This is a genomic window from Rhizobium sp. RHZ02 (assembly GCF_014851575.1).
In the GTDB taxonomy this organism is placed as follows: Bacteria; Pseudomonadota; Alphaproteobacteria; order Rhizobiales; family Rhizobiaceae; genus Rhizobium; species Rhizobium altiplani.
In genome coordinates, this window is sequence record NZ_JACUZX010000034.1 from 1 (window position 1) to 15453 (window position 15453).

Below are 15453 nucleotides of genomic sequence, written 5' to 3' on the forward strand. Positions count from 1 at the left end.
GAATGATCTGCTTCTTCAGATCGCCGGCGCTTTCGTAGAATTCATCCGTTTTCTCAGGTGTACGGTTAAAGACAGCAATCTTGTTGCCTTTTTCCGCAATGTTGAGCGCCAGGTTGGAACCCATGACGGCAAGGCCGATCAGCCCGATTTCTGCCTTTTCCACGATACACCTCCGATGAGTCATTTTTGGACCGGTGTTGTGGCACTCTCTGGCTCAAACGGCAAGTTCGATTCGGCTTCGAATCGGCCTCGTATTGCCGGCATTGCAAACTAAGCCATATTCCCACTTGATCTTACAGGATGAGGACCAATGAGCCGCGCAGCAACACAGGAGGAGGCCGTTCTGGCCGCTCGCGCAGGCCGATACACGGAGTATGCGCCCTCGCCTGTGCTTGGCGCTCATTTTCATTGTCTTTGGTCACACGAGATCCGCAGCGGAGCCGATAGGATAGCGATCGTGCCGGACGGTTATTGCGACATCGTCTGGATGGGTGGCACGCTGGTGGTGGCCGGACCGGACCGCAGCAGTGCCTTTCCGTCGCTTGCCGGTGGCGAGAGGATAGTGGGTGCGCGCTTCGCTCCGGGCGCCGCAGCCGGGTGGCTCAAGGTGCAGCTCTGCGACATCGTCGGACAGTCCATTCCTCTGGAGGACTTCTGGGGCGCGGCGGCCTTGAGATTGAATGAATTGCTGGGCGTCGGTGTCGGATCGAACGAACGGTTGCTGCAGTTAAAAGCCGCACTTGAGCAGGAGGCCGCCAGACGCATCGCGCCGGCCGGTGACATGGCCTCGGTGTTTGCGCGCGCAAGCGGTATTTCGCAGTCCGGCGACGTGGCCGACGCGATGCTCGAGGACCTGTCCATCGGCGCGCGCCAGCTTCGCCGGCGTTGCCACACCCATTTCGGCTACGGACCGAAGACCCTTGCGCGAATTCGCCGGTTTCAGCGCATGCTCGGCCTCTGCCGGAGCAGCAAGAGCCTTCCGCTCGCGGAGTTGGCGGTGGCAGCCGGTTATGCCGACCAGGCGCATATGACCCGAGATGCGCGCGAAATTTCTACGCTGACGCCCATGCAGCTTCAGCAGCAGATAACCGGTTGAACGTCCGTTTTCTTCAATATGAAACTGGCCGTTCTGCTATCTCCATTGAGAGCAACACAGGAAAATGCCATGTCTACGATGCCCGCAAGGATCGTCCACAGCTCTATCGACAGGAACTGGCGCGACGTCTATGCCTTTGCCGCCGCCCCGGAGAACATGCCGCTTTGGGCCTCTGGACTGGCCTCCGGGCTGGAACGCAACGGCGACGACTGGATTGCCACTGGTCCGCTCGGCACGGTCAAGGTCAGTTTCGTCCCGAACAACGAGTTCGGCGTCATCGACCACACAGTGACGATCGAGAGCGGGTTACGGGTCTACAACGCACTGCGGATCGTGCCGAACGGCGATGGCTGCGAGGTCATGTTCACGTTGTTGCGCATCCCGGGCATGACGGACGAGCAGTTCGAGGCCGATGCCGCCCACGTCGCGAAAGATCTCACGGCACTCAAGGCGTTGATGGAAGCATAGGAGGCGATCATGGCTGCAACAGGGGACAACCGACGCATCGACTACGTCGAATTTAACGTCAGCAATATAGAGGCCTGCAAGGCGTTCTACGGCAAGGCTTTCGGCTGGACCTTTACCGACTATGGTCCCGAATACTGCGAATTTGATGACGGACGGCTGAAAGGCGGGTTTACGACGCTAGGCAATCCCCGGCCCGGCGGACCTCTCGTCATTCTCTACGCGGATGATCTTGAGGCCGCCCTTTCAAGCGTGGAAGCTGCCGGCGGAACCATCGTAAAACCCATCACCGGCTTCCCCGGTGGACGCAGGTTTCACTTCAGTGATCCGGACGGATATGAACTTGCCGTGTGGACGAAGGCCTGATTACGCGACGACGGTCGGCGCCTTCGCTCCCGCGTGCTGCAAGATGATCAGGGCCCCGATCACACTTCCAGACGAATCTCGCAATGGCGACATGCGGCAGTGGACGATCTTCACCGCGTCGCTGTCGTGGCGCTCGTAGGCGTAGTCGCTGCCACGCCCCGCAAAACAAGCGTCGAGCTTTGCCTTCGCGCCTTCGTGAAAGCGCTTCTCGCCAATAAACTCCATCACGTGACGACCAATCATATCGATTGGCTTCCGGCCAAGATATGCCGAGTTGACGGTGTTCGAATAAAGATAGCGATAGTCCCTCGTCAGCACCGCGACACGGTCGGGCATCGCATCGAGGATTGCAGCATTCAGAAAGTGGCCATTGTCGACGCTCGGCGCGAACGCAAAAGGATCGGTAACAGGCTGTCGCTCAACCGGCGGCATCCGCCAACGGGGTGCAGATCCCCCGAAGTACCTTTCCATAAGCGCCGAAAGCAGCGCGACATAACCGCGAACGGTCTCACTGTCGTCCGCATATTGGTCGATAAGGCAACTGATGAATTCCAGCTGCATATGAACTTCAAGAATGCTCGTAGCGGCATGCCCGAGAATTGCGTCGACGAGCGGTTCGACCGAGCGATCCAGCATGTTCACGCGCGCGTCGTCACCGACGGCGATCGCCGCATCAATCTGCGCACAACACAATGAGAACGCTCGAAAAAGACCCAGCAAGACGCCTCCAATGCATTCCGTGAAGGAATGCGACCGAGATCGACCGAGCTATGCGTCACGCAAGTTGAAGCCAACAGCGCTTAGCCACTCGCCTTGATGGCAATCGCTAACATGACGTAGGTTCATATTCAATGAACGCGGGCGCAGGTTTTTCAATGATGAGATATAGGGATCGACGCAGGCTTACTTGAACACGTCGTGTTTTATCTTCCACCGGTCGTGATACCAGAGCCACTGCTCGGGATACTCCCGCACCCAGCTCTCCACCTTGTCGTTCAAGAGCTGCGCCGTCGCGACCATGTCGAGATTGCCGTTGCTATCCCGGGGCATCGCGAGCTTCGGCTCGATTTCCAGCCGATAGCGATTTCCCGGAAGCCGGATGCAGCGTGCAGGATAGACCTCGCAGTTGAATTGACGGACGAGCTTTCCGAGCAGCGGATTGGTCTGGGCGTCGAGCCCGAAGAACTTTGTCTTCAGTCCCTTGCGGAATTTCTGGTCCACAAGGACACCAACGCCCTGCCCCGCCTCCAGCTGCCGCGCCAACGCGAAAGACGAGCCAGCATGAGACGGCACGAGCTTGCCCATTCGTGCGCTGCGAAAATCGAAAACTCTCTTCGCGACATAGGGGTTGTTCGGGGGGCGAAACAGCACCGACACATGAAGGCCAAATGCCGCGCCGGCTACCGGCAGCAGCTCGAAATTGCCCGTGTGCGCAGTGAAAACGATGAATGGGCGCGGATTTTCCAGCAGATCGATGAAGATCGGTATCCCCGACACCTCGACCCGGCCCGGCTCCTTGCTCAAATAGTCGAAATCGAACAGCCGGTCGAGAAACACATACTCGGCGGCAAGACGCCCCATATTCCCCCAGCTCGCCAGCGCGATTTCCTGGATCTCCGCTTCGCTCTTCTCAGGAAACGCGTTGCGCAGATTGGTCAGCATCAGCTGGTGGCGCTTCACGCGCGGGCCGAGTTTTCGCGTCAGCCAGTCGGCAAAGTTGATCGCACCGTCAGCCGGAAACAGCTTCAGGAAGTTCAGAAAACCGAACATCGCCTGGGCGATCAACCACTGGCGAAAGTGGATGAGGGCCAGCACGACCTTAGTGATGAAGAGCTTCAAGGGCTCAATCCATCTTGAGGATGATCTTGCCGAAGATCTGGCGCGACTCCATGCGCTCCAGTGCGCGGTCGATGTCGTCGAAGCCGACTTCGGTGTCGATGACAGGATGGACCAGTCCGCGCCCCATCTTCTGCATGGCATTTGCCATGTTCTCCATGCGGCAGCCGAACGAGCCGAGCAGCTTCAGCTGTTGCTGGAAGAGCATCATAAGGTTCATGTCGGTGGAGACACCCGAGGTAGAACCGCAGGTGACAAGACGCCCGCCGCGCTTCATCGAGAGCATGGAGCCCGCCCACGTATCCTTGCCGACGTGCTCGAAGACGACGTCGACGCCCTTCTTCTTGGTGAGCTTGCGCACGACGCCTTCAAAGCGGTCGGTGCGGTAGTTGATGACATGATCGGCGCCGAGTGCCTTGGCCTTCTCGATCTTGTCGTCGGAGCCCACAGTCGTGATGACGGTGCAGCCGATCTTTTTCGCCAGCTGGATCGCCGCCGTGCCGATGCCGGAGCCGCCGGCGTGCACGAGGATGGTTTCGCCCGGTTCCAGCTTGGCGTTGTCGAACAGCATGTGCTCGACCGTTCCAAAGGTCACTGGAGCAAGCGCCGCGCCGATGGCATCAACCCCGGGAGGGGCCGGAACGAGGAGGCGCGTAGGCAGGTTCACCTTTTCCTGCGCAAAACCGTCCAGATGGAAACCATGAACGCCGGAAACATGCTCACAGAGATTGTCGCGGCCCTCACTGCACGGACGGCAGAGGCCGCAGGTACGTGCACCATAGATCGACACCAGTTGGCCCGGCAGGACATTGGCAACGCCCGGCCCGATCGCTTCGACAACGCCCGCAGCTTCCGCGCCGATCACCAGCGGCATCTTGCGCTTCGCAAACGCCATGCCGCGCCAGCCCCAGACGTCGATGTGATTGAGAGCCACTGCCTTGACGCGCAGCGTAACCTCACCCGGGCCGGGAGCGGCCGGTTCTGGAAGGTCGGTGATCTCAAGCTTGCGATCGTCAATCAGTTGCAAGGCGCGCATGGCAAAGTCCTTCGCCGCGAGGGCGTTCTATCTCGATGTTTTGTCGGGAACCGATTAAGCCGGTTCGAGCGCCATGACAAGGCTGGCATTCTGCCCGCCGAAGCCGAAGGAGTTGGAAAGCACGGCGTTGACCTGGCTTTCCCGCTTCTTGTTTGGCACCACGTCGATAACGATCGATGGATCGGGGTTGGTGTAGTTGATCGTCGGCGGCAGCGTGCCCGTCAGCATCGTCTGCAGCGAGAACACCGCCTCCACCGCGCCCGCAGCCGTCAGCGTGTGACCGATCATCGACTTATTCGACGACAACGGGATGGACGCCATCCGCTCGCCGAATACGGCCAGCATGGAAGCATATTCCATCTTGTCGTTCTCTGGCGTCGAGGTGCCGTGGGCATTGATGTAGCCGATATCGCCCTCGCCCATGCCAGCATCCGCCAGCGCTGCGCGGATCGTCGCAATCGCCGGGCCGCCGTCGGGAGACGAACGGGTACGATGGAAGGAGTCGGCCTTTTCGCCAGCGCCCTTCATGATGCCGAGGATCTTCGCGCCGCGCGCGACAGCTGCCTCGAGCGACTCCAACACCAGTGTGGCGGCACCTTCGGCAATGACGAAACCGTCGCGATCCTTGCTGAACGGCTTGGAGGCCTTGGTCGGCGGATCGTTTTGCGTCGAGAGAGCCGAAAGCAGCGAGAAGCGGATGAGTGCCTCCGCGCTGACAGAGCCGTCGGTCGCTACCGCAAGCGCTCGCGAGCTACGACCCTGGCGGATCGCCTCGATGCCGAGCTGGATTGCAGTCGCGCCTGATGCACAGGCGGTCGACAATGTCACCGGCAGACCGCGTGTGCCGAAACGATCGGCAAGGCGCTCGGAAATTGCGCCGAACAGCGACGCCTCATGGAAAGCGCCGTCCGGGCGCTGGCGCATAGCAGCCAGGAACCGGTCATAGGCATCCCCGGCATGATCGGCCGGCGGCGAACGGTCGGCGAGATCGAAACGCGCGCTCCACTCCGGCTCGATCGGCGGCGCAGCAAGGAACAACGGACCATCAAAATCGCCGCTGATACCAGCATCGGCGAGCGCTTCGATCGTGGTTTCACGGGCAAACGCGTAAGAGCGTTCGACTGCGTTCGCGACCGGAATGTCGATGAAATCGACGGTTCCGGCGATGCGGGTCGAAAGTCCCTCGGTCGGAAAACGATTGATCGCATGAATGCCAGAGTTACCGGCGGTCAGTGCTGACCAGTTATCTTTCAGGCCCTGCCCCAGCGAGGTGATGATACCGACACCCGTCACTGCGACGATCGGGCGGCCGAGGTGATCCTTGTAAGCCGAATCTTTCATTTGCACACTCCTCACGCTTCCGCGGAAAGAACCGCGACGCCTTCGCCGCGCTGATGACCGACTGTAGTAACGACGGCCGCCTTGGTCGCGGCCGCCATCGGCTTTTCATGGGCCTGATCGAAGACCGGAATCTTCGCCTTACTGTCGACGGCCAACGCCCCCAGCGCCAGGCCGAGCGTAAAATGCGCCTCAAGTCCATGGCCGGTGACACCGCCGAAGCCGCGAACAGCGGCGCCAGGCAGATGACGCTCGAGCACGGCCTTCTCACGGCCGGCGAGGTCAGGAATGCCCGTAGAGCCGGAGAAGATTGCGGTGCTCTCCGGCGGAAGGTCGGACGCGGTTTCCAGCAATCGCTCAAGGCGCTTCTCGAGGTTGCCCGAGTTGCGATTGCCGCGATCGCCTTCAATGGACGAGATCGACGCATAGATGTGCGCGCCACGTGCGTCCGCATGCGCGCGCGACTCCAGGACGAGGAACGCGCCGAGCGATCCGGAAATGACGCCGCCGTGATCTCGGGACCAAAGCGGCTGCCATTCGTTGCGGCAGTAGACATTGATCGCCTCGAACAGGAGGACCATGTCCAGACGTTCCGCCGAATAAGCCCCGCCGACCAGTGCGTGCGTCGATTCGCCCGACTTGATGCGATGGAAGGCCGTCTCGACAGCGGAGATGCCAGCGGACTCCTCGCCCATGAAGGTCCGCGAAGAACCGGTAACCTTGTGGACGATGGAAATGTTGCCGGCGAGCAGGTTGGACAGCTGCGCCAGGAATAGCGTCGGGCGCAGTTCCGTCGTCAGCTTTTCGTTCAGGAGAACCTCACGGTCGTTGCGCTTCAGGCCTTCGTCGACGATCAGCGTATCGACATTGATGTCGCGCTCGCCGCCGCCAGCAGCGACGATCATGTCCATGGTGCCGCAGGCTTCCGCGTCTTCCTTGAAGCCGGCGTCATCGAGAGCGAGACCAGCGGCGAAAACACCGATACGCTGCCAGTTTTCCATCTGCCGCTGGTCGCCGCGCTTGGCGATCTGCTGCGACCAGTCGATCTCCGGAAGCGGGTGGACCGGATAGGGCTTGAATTTCTCAAGCTCGACGATTGTCTGCGGCGCGCCTTCAGCAGTGAGCAGCGCGATATGCGGCTCCTTGCCGACGCCCTGGCACGTTACAATGCCGACGCCCGTGATCACGACATCATTCTGAGCCTTGCTCATTCATTTACTCCCTGCGAAGCAATCGCATCCATGAGGCCAACTTCAGCGGCACGCATCTTGACGATATCTCCAAGCGGAACCTCGCTGAAAGGCATGGTCCGCAGCTTGAGCTGCGCGTCGCAGACCTTCTTACCGCCGCTCGTGATCTTTGCCTTGGTTACCGCAAATCCGGAGCCGTCGTGTTCCAGAAACGCCTCGATGTCCAACACCGCCTCGGGTTCCACGAAGGTACGCATCTTGGCCCCGTCGACGGACATCAGGAACGGCATTGCGGCAAAATCGGTGGCCGCCAGCACGAGCATGCCGGATGCCTGCGCCATCGTTTCGATCAGCAGCACACCGGGAACCAGGGGCATACCGGGAAAATGACCTTCAAAGACCGGGCTTTTCGCAGGCACGACAGAGCGCGCCTTGAGCGTCCCTTTCTGAAGGTTGACCGCCTCGATGCGGTCAATCATCTGGAAGTACTCCAGTAGCATCGAATCCTCCGGCCACAAGGATACCTGCCCTGCGGCTAGGCCTACTTAGGAACGAAACCGCCCGGCCGCCATGGTTAACAGCGGCAGGGCGGAGAAAAAGATGACGGCGCCAATCAGGCCTTGGCGGCGCGCAGCTCGTCGATCTTGGCACAGAGGTTCTTCAGCACGAAATATTCTTCCGTGGAAACCTTGCCCTCGTTGACTTCCTGCGTCCACTTCTCGAGCGGGATCTTGATGCCGAATTCCTTGTCGATCGCGAAGACGATATCGAGGAAGTCGAGGCTGTCGATACCGAGGTCGTCGATCGTATGGCTTTCCGGCTTGATCGTATCGCGATCGATCTCGCTGGTTTCTGCAATGATGTCGGCAACTTTATCGAATGTGGCGGTCACGCACTTACCTCTTGAAATGACGAGTTAACCCTCCTCATAGGCAAATCCATTTCAAAAAGCCAATGCTTTCCTCCCTCCCTGCACGCAATTTGCACGACCAGTGTTGCTTAAACAGCAAAGCACACGGGCGGCTTGCCGCACAGCGTGCTGGGTGAACTCACCCCTTCGCGATCAGAGCAGTACCAGGAAAAGAACCAGGGCGGTCCCCGCAAGGATCGAACAGCTGGCATAAAAGACCGAGACGCCATCCTCGATGTCGGCGACCGTTGCCGTTTCACGTCCGCTGCCGTTGATCATCGGCTCCATGACGACAACCCCGGAATAAACGCGTGGGCCAGCAAGTTGCACATTCAGCGCCCCCGCCATCGCCGCCTCCGGCCGGCCGGAATTGGGAGAGCGATGCAGGCCGCCGTCGCGGGCGGCAATACGCAGCGCTTCCCGGCAGGCGGCGCTCCCTCGCCGCAGCCAGGCCCCGGCCGCAATCAGGAAAATCGAAAGGCGCGCAGCCGGCCAGTTGGCAAAGTCGTCCAACCGAGCAGCCGCCCAGCCGAAATCGGCATACCTGTCGGACTTGTGTCCGATCATCGAGTCCGCCGTGTTCAGCATCTTGTAGGCGAATAGGCCGGGCAAGCCAAAAACGGCGTACCACAGCGCTGGAGCAACCACGCCATCCGAGAAATTCTCGGCCAGGCTCTCGATTGCCGCACGGCAGACGGCGGGCTCGTCCAGTGTTTCCGGATCACGCCCGACAATCCGCGAAACAGCCAGCCGGCCGCCACTGATGCCTTCGGTTTTCAATCCGGCGGCAACGGCCTCCACATGATCGGCAAGGCTCTTCTGCGCCATGAAGACGGCAACGCAAACAACTTCAAGGAGGATCCCGATCAGGCCGAACAACGAGAAGAAGCGATGCAAGACGAAACCCGCAGCGGCACTGAGGATCAAAAGACCGGCGATCGACCAGACGCCGTTGCGGCGCCGCACGCGCTTGTGAAGTTCCGTGCGATTGAACATCTGGTCGACTCGAGAGATCGCGTTTCCGAAGAGCGCAACGGGGTGCGGCATGCGCATCCACAGCGCATCTGGGTCCCCGACAATCCTGTCGAGCAGAAGCGCGAGAACCAGCACGAGAAGATTATGGTCAAATGTCATGATCTGTAACTCTGCAATGCATCAGATAGCCGTTGGTCGCCGGCCGCATCGGCGGCGAGACCGAAGCGCAGCCAACGCGGCTGATAATCGAATTTGCGAACCAGAATGCGATGCTGGCATAGATGCCGGTGCAGCTCGGCGGCTTGCTCGTGATCGACGAGTGCAAAGAGGTGCGTTCCTCCGACAATGCTTAGACTGCCTTGCTCGAGAATCGTGCGTAGCGCATCGGCCCTCTCGGAGATCCGCAGCTGTATCGGGGCCAGATCCGATGCAAGGAGATCGGTTGCGATCGAAAGCGCGGGACCGGACACCGACCACGGCCCAAGCAGGTCTTCGAGTTGCGCCAGGATTTGCGGAGCGGCGACGGCAAATCCCAGGCGCAACCCTGCCAGCCCGAAGAACTTGCCAAAGGAACGAGAGACGAGAACATTCGGCAGCCGCGAGGCAAACGGCGTCAGGCTCATCTCGGGGCATGTATCGCCGAAGGCTTCATCCACAACGACGAAACCTCCTCTGGTCCTCATCCCTTCACTGAATACTACGACCTTCTCCGGAGCGTAGACGCGACCATCGGGGTTGTTCGGATTGACGATGACGACAATTGCGTGACCGGCTTTGACGTCATCCAGACCGGAGACCAGATCCACGGAATGGCCTGCCATCCGGAAGGCGCGCTCATATTCGCCGTAGGTCGGAGCCAGAATGGCAACCCGTCCGGCAACATCAAAGAGCCGCGGCAATAGCTGGATAACCGATTGCGTACCGGGAACAGGCAGCGGGAGGATGTCGCAGCTGCGATAATAGTCTCGCGCCGCCGCTCGCGCGCGATCGATGAGATGCTTGTCGGGCAGGCGATGCCAGGCGCGCATTGGGATAGCCGGCAGTGATACCGGGCACGGGTTGATACCCGTCGAAAGGTCAAGCCACTGCTCTACCTCGCCGCCGTACATTGCGGCGGCAGCCGTGATGCCACCTCCATGAACAATCGGGGCGTTCATCTTGCCCCCTCGGCAAGGTCGATCAGATGCATGTAGGACCCTGCGATCTGCCCGCGCTGGAGCCCGGCTTGTCCAAGGTCATTGCCCAACGCGTCCGTCACCTGGAAGAGACGATCGGCTTCACCCTCGGAAACCACGGCCGAATAATGAAACTCATGCGCGGTCATAGGCAGCTCAAAATAGGCGCCGTTCAATGGCTTCACGCGGCGATAACCCAGGTGGCGTTTGCGCTCCTCGTAGCTGGTCACCACAGGCAAGAGGCCGAGCATCTCATGACGGACGCTGGCCCCGTCGATCAGCCCTTCGCCGAGAACCATGTATCCGCCGCACTCCCCGTAGATGCGCACGCCCCTGTTGGCGGCGTCGAGCACTTTGGCCCGGAAATTGGCGGCCGCCGCAATACGTCCGGGGTGGAGCTCCGGATAGCCGCCCGGAAGATAGATCGCATCTGCCGCCGGATCCGGCGCCTCGTCCGCAAGCGGCGAGAAGAACGAGATTTCTGCACCGCGCCGACGCCAACCAAGCAGCATGTGCTCGTAGGAGAAGGCAAAGGCGATGTCGCGCGCCACTGCTATCCTGCTGCCGAGCGGCGGCAACCGAGGAATGTTGGCAGTGGACGGGCGATTGAGCCCTTGGCGCGCAATGCGCAGCAGGAACTCGAAATTGCATTCGTCGGACACCGCATCGGCAGCATGCTCGATGAAGCTTTCAAGCATATCATGCTCTCCCGCCTGGACGAGGCCGAGATGCCTCTCGGGAAGAGCGATGTCATTGTCACGGCGGACGACGGCAACAATCGGCATGCGGATCTCATCGAGCGCCTTGCGCAGCATCATCTCGTGGCGTTCGCCGCCAACCTTATTGAGAATGATGCCGGCGATGCGAACATCCGCGCGAAAGCCCGCAAATCCCGTTACCAGTGCAGCCACCGACTGCGACATGTGCGACGCATCGACGACAAGCACGACGGAAAGACCAAGCATGGCAGCAAGGTCGGCCGCAGTGCCCTTCCCGTCGGTCGCGCCGTCGAAAAGCCCCATCATCGCCTCGATAACGAGGACGCGGTCGCCAGAGCGATGCAGGGTCGCATTGGCGGCGATCAATTCCGCGCGCATCGCCCATGGATCGAAGTTGAGGCAGGCAACGCCGCTGGCCGCCGCATGAAAGGCCGGATCGATATAGTCGGGCCCCGCCTTGCCGGGCGCTACCGCAATGCCGCGCTTACGAAGCGCACGCAGCAGGCCCAGAGTCACCGTAGTCTTCCCCGATCCGGAGGACGGGGCCGCAATCAACAAACCGCTCATGCCGTCTCCCTGCTGTTCGAGTCCTGGAATGGATCGGGGCGCAGCCTGCGTCCTGCAAGCGCCCCCAGCCAATCGAGCGACGGCCTCAGCCGGACAACCTCCCCGACCACCACGATCGCCGGCGGTTCGAGGCCGGAGGCTGCAACAGCGGCCGGCGCCTCATCGAGCGTGGTTTCTAGCACCTGTTGGAGGCCGGTCGATGCGTTGCAGACGAAGGCAACCGGTTCCGATGGCGATCGCCCAGCGGCGACGAGCTTCTTGCTGATCTGATCGATATGCTTCATCGCCATATACATGACGATAACAGGCGAGCCCTTGCCGATGGCTTCCCAATTGATCGCATCCGGCACGATGCCCGAGGAATCGTGTCCCGTCAGGAACGTCACCGCATGGTTGACATCCCTGTGCGTGACGGGAATGCCAGCATAGGCCAGCCCGCCGATACCCGCGGTAATGCCCGGTACGATACGGAACGGGACATTGTGCTCGACTAGCGTCAACGCCTCCTCGCCACCGCGCCCGAAGACGAAGGGATCGCCGCCCTTGAGGCGCAGGACGCGCTTGCCTGCGTGGGCGAGTTCGACCAGCCGCAGCGAAATGTCGCGCTGCTTGGCGGACGGCTTGCCGCCACGCTTTCCAGCATATTCCAACAAGGCGTCGGGTCGTGCAAGCTTCAGGCAATCGACGTTCACGAGCGCATCGTGAACCACGACATCCGCCTCCGCCAATCCCTTGACGGCAAGAAGCGTCAGCAATCCGGGCTCGCCTGGGCCCGCACCAACAAGCCAAACGCTGCCCGGCTCAAGAGCCGGCAGATGTGAAAACGCAGCTTCGATCATTGGCATGATCTATGCCCCGTCGCAGGCAAGGTCAACGCCGCTGATCGCGCTCGAGACAGATGTGAAAGGCACACGTCCTCCAACCATTCCGTCTCCTCTTGCGGCAAGCAAGGTTTCACAGCCGACGCGCGACCGGGCGAAGTTCTCACCCACGCAGAAGCGTGTCGCGTATGAGACTGATCACCTTTTCGGACTCGATGCCGGTGCAGACGACCTGGCTCGGCAGGCCGTCCCAATCGCCCGGCGGGAAGCGGCGGCCGTCCGGTTTCACGATTGTCTGCCCATCGGCAATGCCGCCGCAGACGACGCGCACCGGGCCGCTGATGGTCGAGAACCGCTCGGGTGCGATTACGTAGACGCAGGCACAGCTGTCGTGAACCATCATGCCGTCTTCGACTGCGTGCTTGTAGAAGTCGATGTAGTCCTGTGAAAGATCGTTCAACAGCTTTACGGCGCTGTCGCCCTTGGCCGCGACGTCGGCAAGATAGCCGCGGCTCATCGTCGTGATCGCGGTCACGTCGAGGCCAATGACGGCAACCTTCCAGAGCGCGGTCAGGACGATGTCGGCCGCTTCCGGATCCCCATGGATGTTGGCTTCCGCGACCGGCGACACGTTGCCCGGAACGTAGAAGTTGCCGCCCATGATGACGACGTCCTTCACGAGGCCCGCAATCTCCGGATCTTCCTTGAGCGCCATCGCCAGGTTGGTCATGCGACCGACGGCAACCAGTCTGACCTCGCCCGGGTGGGCGCGGACGGTATCGATGATGAAGCGGTGAGCGGGACGCGGATCGAGCGGCAGATCGATCGTTTCGGGCACTTCGATGTTGCCGAGGCCGTTCTCGCCGTGCACGAAGGTCGGCCATGCCCCCTCTGTGCGCGCTGGATCGATCGTCACGCTGGCGCCCTTGGCGACCGGAGCGGGAATGTTCCACTCACGCTTCAGGAACAGCGCGTTGCGCGTCGTCGTCTCCACCGACGCGTTGCCGAACACGGTCGTGATTCCAAGCAGATCGATCTCGGGATGGCGGTGCAGAAAAAGCAGAGCCATTGCATCATCGACGCCCGGATCCGTGTCATAAATGACCTTGTGCATGAGTGTGCCTCTTTTCGTTATTGTCGCAGGGCAGCCGGACGGCGCCGCGAAGTCGGCGGCCACCATAGCGTCCGCTATTCTTTCTGCAACAGGGCGCACGCGATCGCAGCGGTGGCGCGTCGTGACTTGGTCTTCGGAACGACGAGTTCCGCATGCGGCCCAATCGCCGCCAACGCAGCCGATTCGGCAACCCCGTGACACCCCACTCGGGCGAAGACGACTGCCGAAGGATTTTTCAGCCGCGGCGTTTCTTCCTCGAGCCGTGCCGGAGCGAAGAGCAAGAACGGCACGCCAAGGCGGCGCGCTGCTGCAAGGATCGCGGGCTCATTGCATCGCGTATCGATCGACGCAACGGCCGCCAGCTCACCGGGGTCGATACCCGCCGCCGTCAACGCCGCGCTGGCAAGCTCGCTCACCTCGTTTTCAGGCGTTCCGCGCTCGCAGCCGAGACCGAGCACGTACCGGCGCGTCCCATCGAATACAATTTCGGTCACATGCGACAATGAAACCCGCCCCTGTGTTCCTCAAGCCATTGCAGCACGGGGCTGGAAATGCAACATGCGCCGCGTACCACATTCCAGAGTTCTCCCTCCTTGTCTGACCTTGCCCCTCATCTGCTATTCATGCTGGCTGCAGCTGGCTTTTTCGCCGGCTTCGTCGATTCCATCGCGGGCGGCGGTGGCCTGATCACGGTCCCGGCGATGCTGATTGCCGGTATTCCTCCGCTGCAAACGCTGGGCTCCAACAAGGTGCAATCCGTATTCGGGGCAGCTTCCGCCACGATCGCCTATGCCCGAAAGGGACACGTGCATCTGCGCACGCAATTGCCGATGGCCTTGATGGCAGTCCTCGGCGGGTCTCTCGGCGCCGCCTTGGCAACGGTCGTTCCGGGCGAAGTGCTGCGCGCGGTCATGCCGATCCTGCTTGTGGCAATCGCTCTCTATTTTGCCTTGAAGCCGAACCTGAATGACGTCGACAAGCATCGCCGCATGACGCCCTTCGTCTTCGGCCTGACGCTGGTTCCGGCAATCGGATTCTACGATGGCGTCTTTGGTCCTGGTGCCGGCTCCTTCTTCATGCTGTCCTTCGTATCCCTTGCCGGCTTCGGCATGTTGAAGGCAACGGCGCACACCAAGCTTCTGAACCTCGGCTCGAATATCGGCGCGCTCATCGTCTTCATTTCCTTCGGTGCGATCCTTTGGAAGATCGGCTTGATGATGGGCGTCTGCCAATTTCTGGGGGCGCAGCTCGGCTCCCGGCTTGCGATGCGCACCGGCGCCCGCCTGATCAAGCCGCTGCTCGTCATCGTCTGCGTCGCCTTCACGATCAAGCTTCTGGCCGATCCGGCCAATCCCATCCGTATCTGGCTCGAAATCTGACGCCGCGTCCGATTACCTTCGGCGTAATTGATGAGGCGCCGGCGCTTCTCCATGATCGCGATGTCTGGACGAACCAGGCGCCAACAGGAGATGATCTGATGACCGATGCGAACACCGAAGCCCAGCGCTACATCGCGATCTGGAACGAGACGGATGCGACCCGCCGCACCGCCTTGATCGCGGAAAGCTGGCATGAAGCGGCAACCTATATCGATCCCTTGATGCGCGGCGAAGGCCATGAGCAGATCAACGCACTTGTTGAAGCCGTGCATGCGCGCTTCCCGGGTTTCCGGTTCGAACTCGTCGGCACCGCCGATGGCTACGGCGACAACCTGCGCTTCTCGTGGGGTCTCGGACCGACGGGCGGGGAACACCTCATCAAGGGCACCGATTTCGCGGTGCTCGAAGGTGGACGACTGAGATCCGTGCACGGCTTCATCGACCAACTCCCGGAAGCCGCATGATG

At 61.0% G+C, this 15453-nt stretch carries 19 protein-coding genes; 5 read left to right on the plus strand and 14 right to left on the minus strand.

What is annotated here, in order from left to right:
• The coding region (locus IB244_RS28665) for an NAD(P)-binding domain-containing protein (RefSeq protein ID WP_192306509.1) at positions 1-184 on the minus strand (184 nt) is incomplete at its 3' end.
• Between the two features lie 126 nt (positions 185-310).
• Between IB244_RS28665 and IB244_RS28670 the strand changes: the two genes are divergently transcribed.
• The 3 genes from IB244_RS28670 to IB244_RS28680 all read left to right on the plus strand — a co-directional run bounded on the left by IB244_RS28670 (position 311) and on the right by IB244_RS28680 (position 1927).
• Positions 311-1096, plus strand: a complete 786-nt coding sequence (locus tag IB244_RS28670; RefSeq protein WP_018854731.1) for a helix-turn-helix domain-containing protein — start codon at positions 311-313, stop codon at positions 1094-1096.
• A 69-nt stretch (positions 1097-1165) separates the two neighbouring features.
• Entirely contained in the window at positions 1166-1564 is a 399-nt protein-coding gene (locus IB244_RS28675) for a polyketide cyclase (RefSeq protein ID WP_018854730.1), read from the plus strand.
• Positions 1565-1573: 9 nt separating this feature from the next.
• A complete protein-coding gene (locus IB244_RS28680) occupies positions 1574-1927 on the plus strand; it encodes a VOC family protein (protein WP_018854729.1) in 354 nt (117 codons plus the stop codon).
• Here the strand turns inward: IB244_RS28680 and IB244_RS28685 are convergent, their stop codons facing one another.
• The 13 genes from IB244_RS28685 to IB244_RS28745 all read right to left on the minus strand — a co-directional run bounded on the left by IB244_RS28685 (position 1928) and on the right by IB244_RS28745 (position 14102).
• Positions 1928-2647, minus strand: a complete 720-nt coding sequence (locus IB244_RS28685; RefSeq protein ID WP_037088996.1) for a PAS domain-containing protein — start codon at positions 2645-2647, stop codon at positions 1928-1930. It abuts the gene before it with no gap.
• Positions 2648-2830: 183 nt separating this feature from the next.
• Entirely contained in the window at positions 2831-3766 is a 936-nt protein-coding gene (locus tag IB244_RS28690) for a lipid A biosynthesis lauroyl acyltransferase (RefSeq protein WP_018854727.1), read from the minus strand.
• A 4-nt stretch (positions 3767-3770) separates the two neighbouring features.
• Positions 3771-4799 carry a zinc-binding dehydrogenase gene (locus IB244_RS28695; RefSeq protein WP_018854726.1) on the minus strand — a complete coding sequence of 343 codons (1029 nt, stop codon included), beginning with the start codon at positions 4797-4799 and terminating at the stop codon, positions 3771-3773.
• A gap of 54 nt (positions 4800-4853) precedes the next feature.
• Entirely contained in the window at positions 4854-6140 is a 1287-nt protein-coding gene (locus tag IB244_RS28700; protein WP_025660700.1) for a beta-ketoacyl-ACP synthase, read from the minus strand.
• Positions 6141-6151: 11 nt separating this feature from the next.
• On the minus strand, positions 6152-7348 hold the full coding sequence (locus IB244_RS28705; protein WP_018854724.1) for a beta-ketoacyl-ACP synthase: 1197 nt from the start codon (positions 7346-7348) through the stop codon (positions 6152-6154).
• Positions 7345-7827, minus strand: a complete 483-nt coding sequence (locus IB244_RS28710; RefSeq protein WP_113471019.1) for a 3-hydroxyacyl-ACP dehydratase FabZ family protein — start codon at positions 7825-7827, stop codon at positions 7345-7347. The genes IB244_RS28705 and IB244_RS28710 overlap by 4 nt, the downstream gene beginning before the upstream one ends.
• Before the next feature lie 113 nt (positions 7828-7940).
• Entirely contained in the window at positions 7941-8219 is a 279-nt protein-coding gene (locus IB244_RS28715) for an acyl carrier protein (protein ID WP_007533215.1), read from the minus strand.
• 171 nt (positions 8220-8390) lie between these two features.
• Positions 8391-9371, minus strand: a complete 981-nt coding sequence (cbiB, locus tag IB244_RS28720) for an adenosylcobinamide-phosphate synthase CbiB (protein ID WP_192306511.1) — start codon at positions 9369-9371, stop codon at positions 8391-8393.
• Entirely contained in the window at positions 9368-10369 is a 1002-nt protein-coding gene (gene cobD / locus IB244_RS28725; RefSeq protein ID WP_192306513.1) for a threonine-phosphate decarboxylase CobD, read from the minus strand. The genes cbiB and cobD overlap by 4 nt, the downstream gene beginning before the upstream one ends.
• Positions 10366-11673, minus strand: coding sequence for a cobyrinate a,c-diamide synthase (locus IB244_RS28730; protein ID WP_192306515.1), 1308 nt, complete (start codon positions 11671-11673; stop codon positions 10366-10368). Before IB244_RS28730 ends, cobD begins: the two co-directional genes overlap by 4 nt.
• Positions 11670-12512, minus strand: a complete 843-nt coding sequence (gene cobA / locus IB244_RS28735) for a uroporphyrinogen-III C-methyltransferase (RefSeq protein WP_025660704.1) — start codon at positions 12510-12512, stop codon at positions 11670-11672. The genes IB244_RS28730 and cobA overlap by 4 nt, the downstream gene beginning before the upstream one ends.
• A 145-nt stretch (positions 12513-12657) precedes the next feature.
• Positions 12658-13608, minus strand: coding sequence for a nucleoside hydrolase (locus IB244_RS28740; RefSeq protein WP_192306516.1), 951 nt, complete (start codon positions 13606-13608; stop codon positions 12658-12660).
• A 74-nt stretch (positions 13609-13682) separates the two neighbouring features.
• A complete protein-coding gene (locus IB244_RS28745; RefSeq protein WP_018854717.1) occupies positions 13683-14102 on the minus strand; it encodes a cobalamin biosynthesis protein in 420 nt (139 codons plus the stop codon).
• Positions 14103-14201: 99 nt separating this feature from the next.
• On the opposite strand from IB244_RS28745, the gene IB244_RS28750 reads away from it, so the two are divergent.
• Positions 14202-14987 carry a TSUP family transporter gene (locus tag IB244_RS28750; protein WP_025660706.1) on the plus strand — a complete coding sequence of 262 codons (786 nt, stop codon included), beginning with the start codon at positions 14202-14204 and terminating at the stop codon, positions 14985-14987.
• A gap of 98 nt (positions 14988-15085) precedes the next feature.
• On the plus strand, positions 15086-15451 hold the full coding sequence (locus tag IB244_RS28755; RefSeq protein WP_192306518.1) for a nuclear transport factor 2 family protein: 366 nt from the start codon (positions 15086-15088) through the stop codon (positions 15449-15451).
• The last annotated feature ends 2 nt before the right edge of the window (positions 15452-15453 follow it).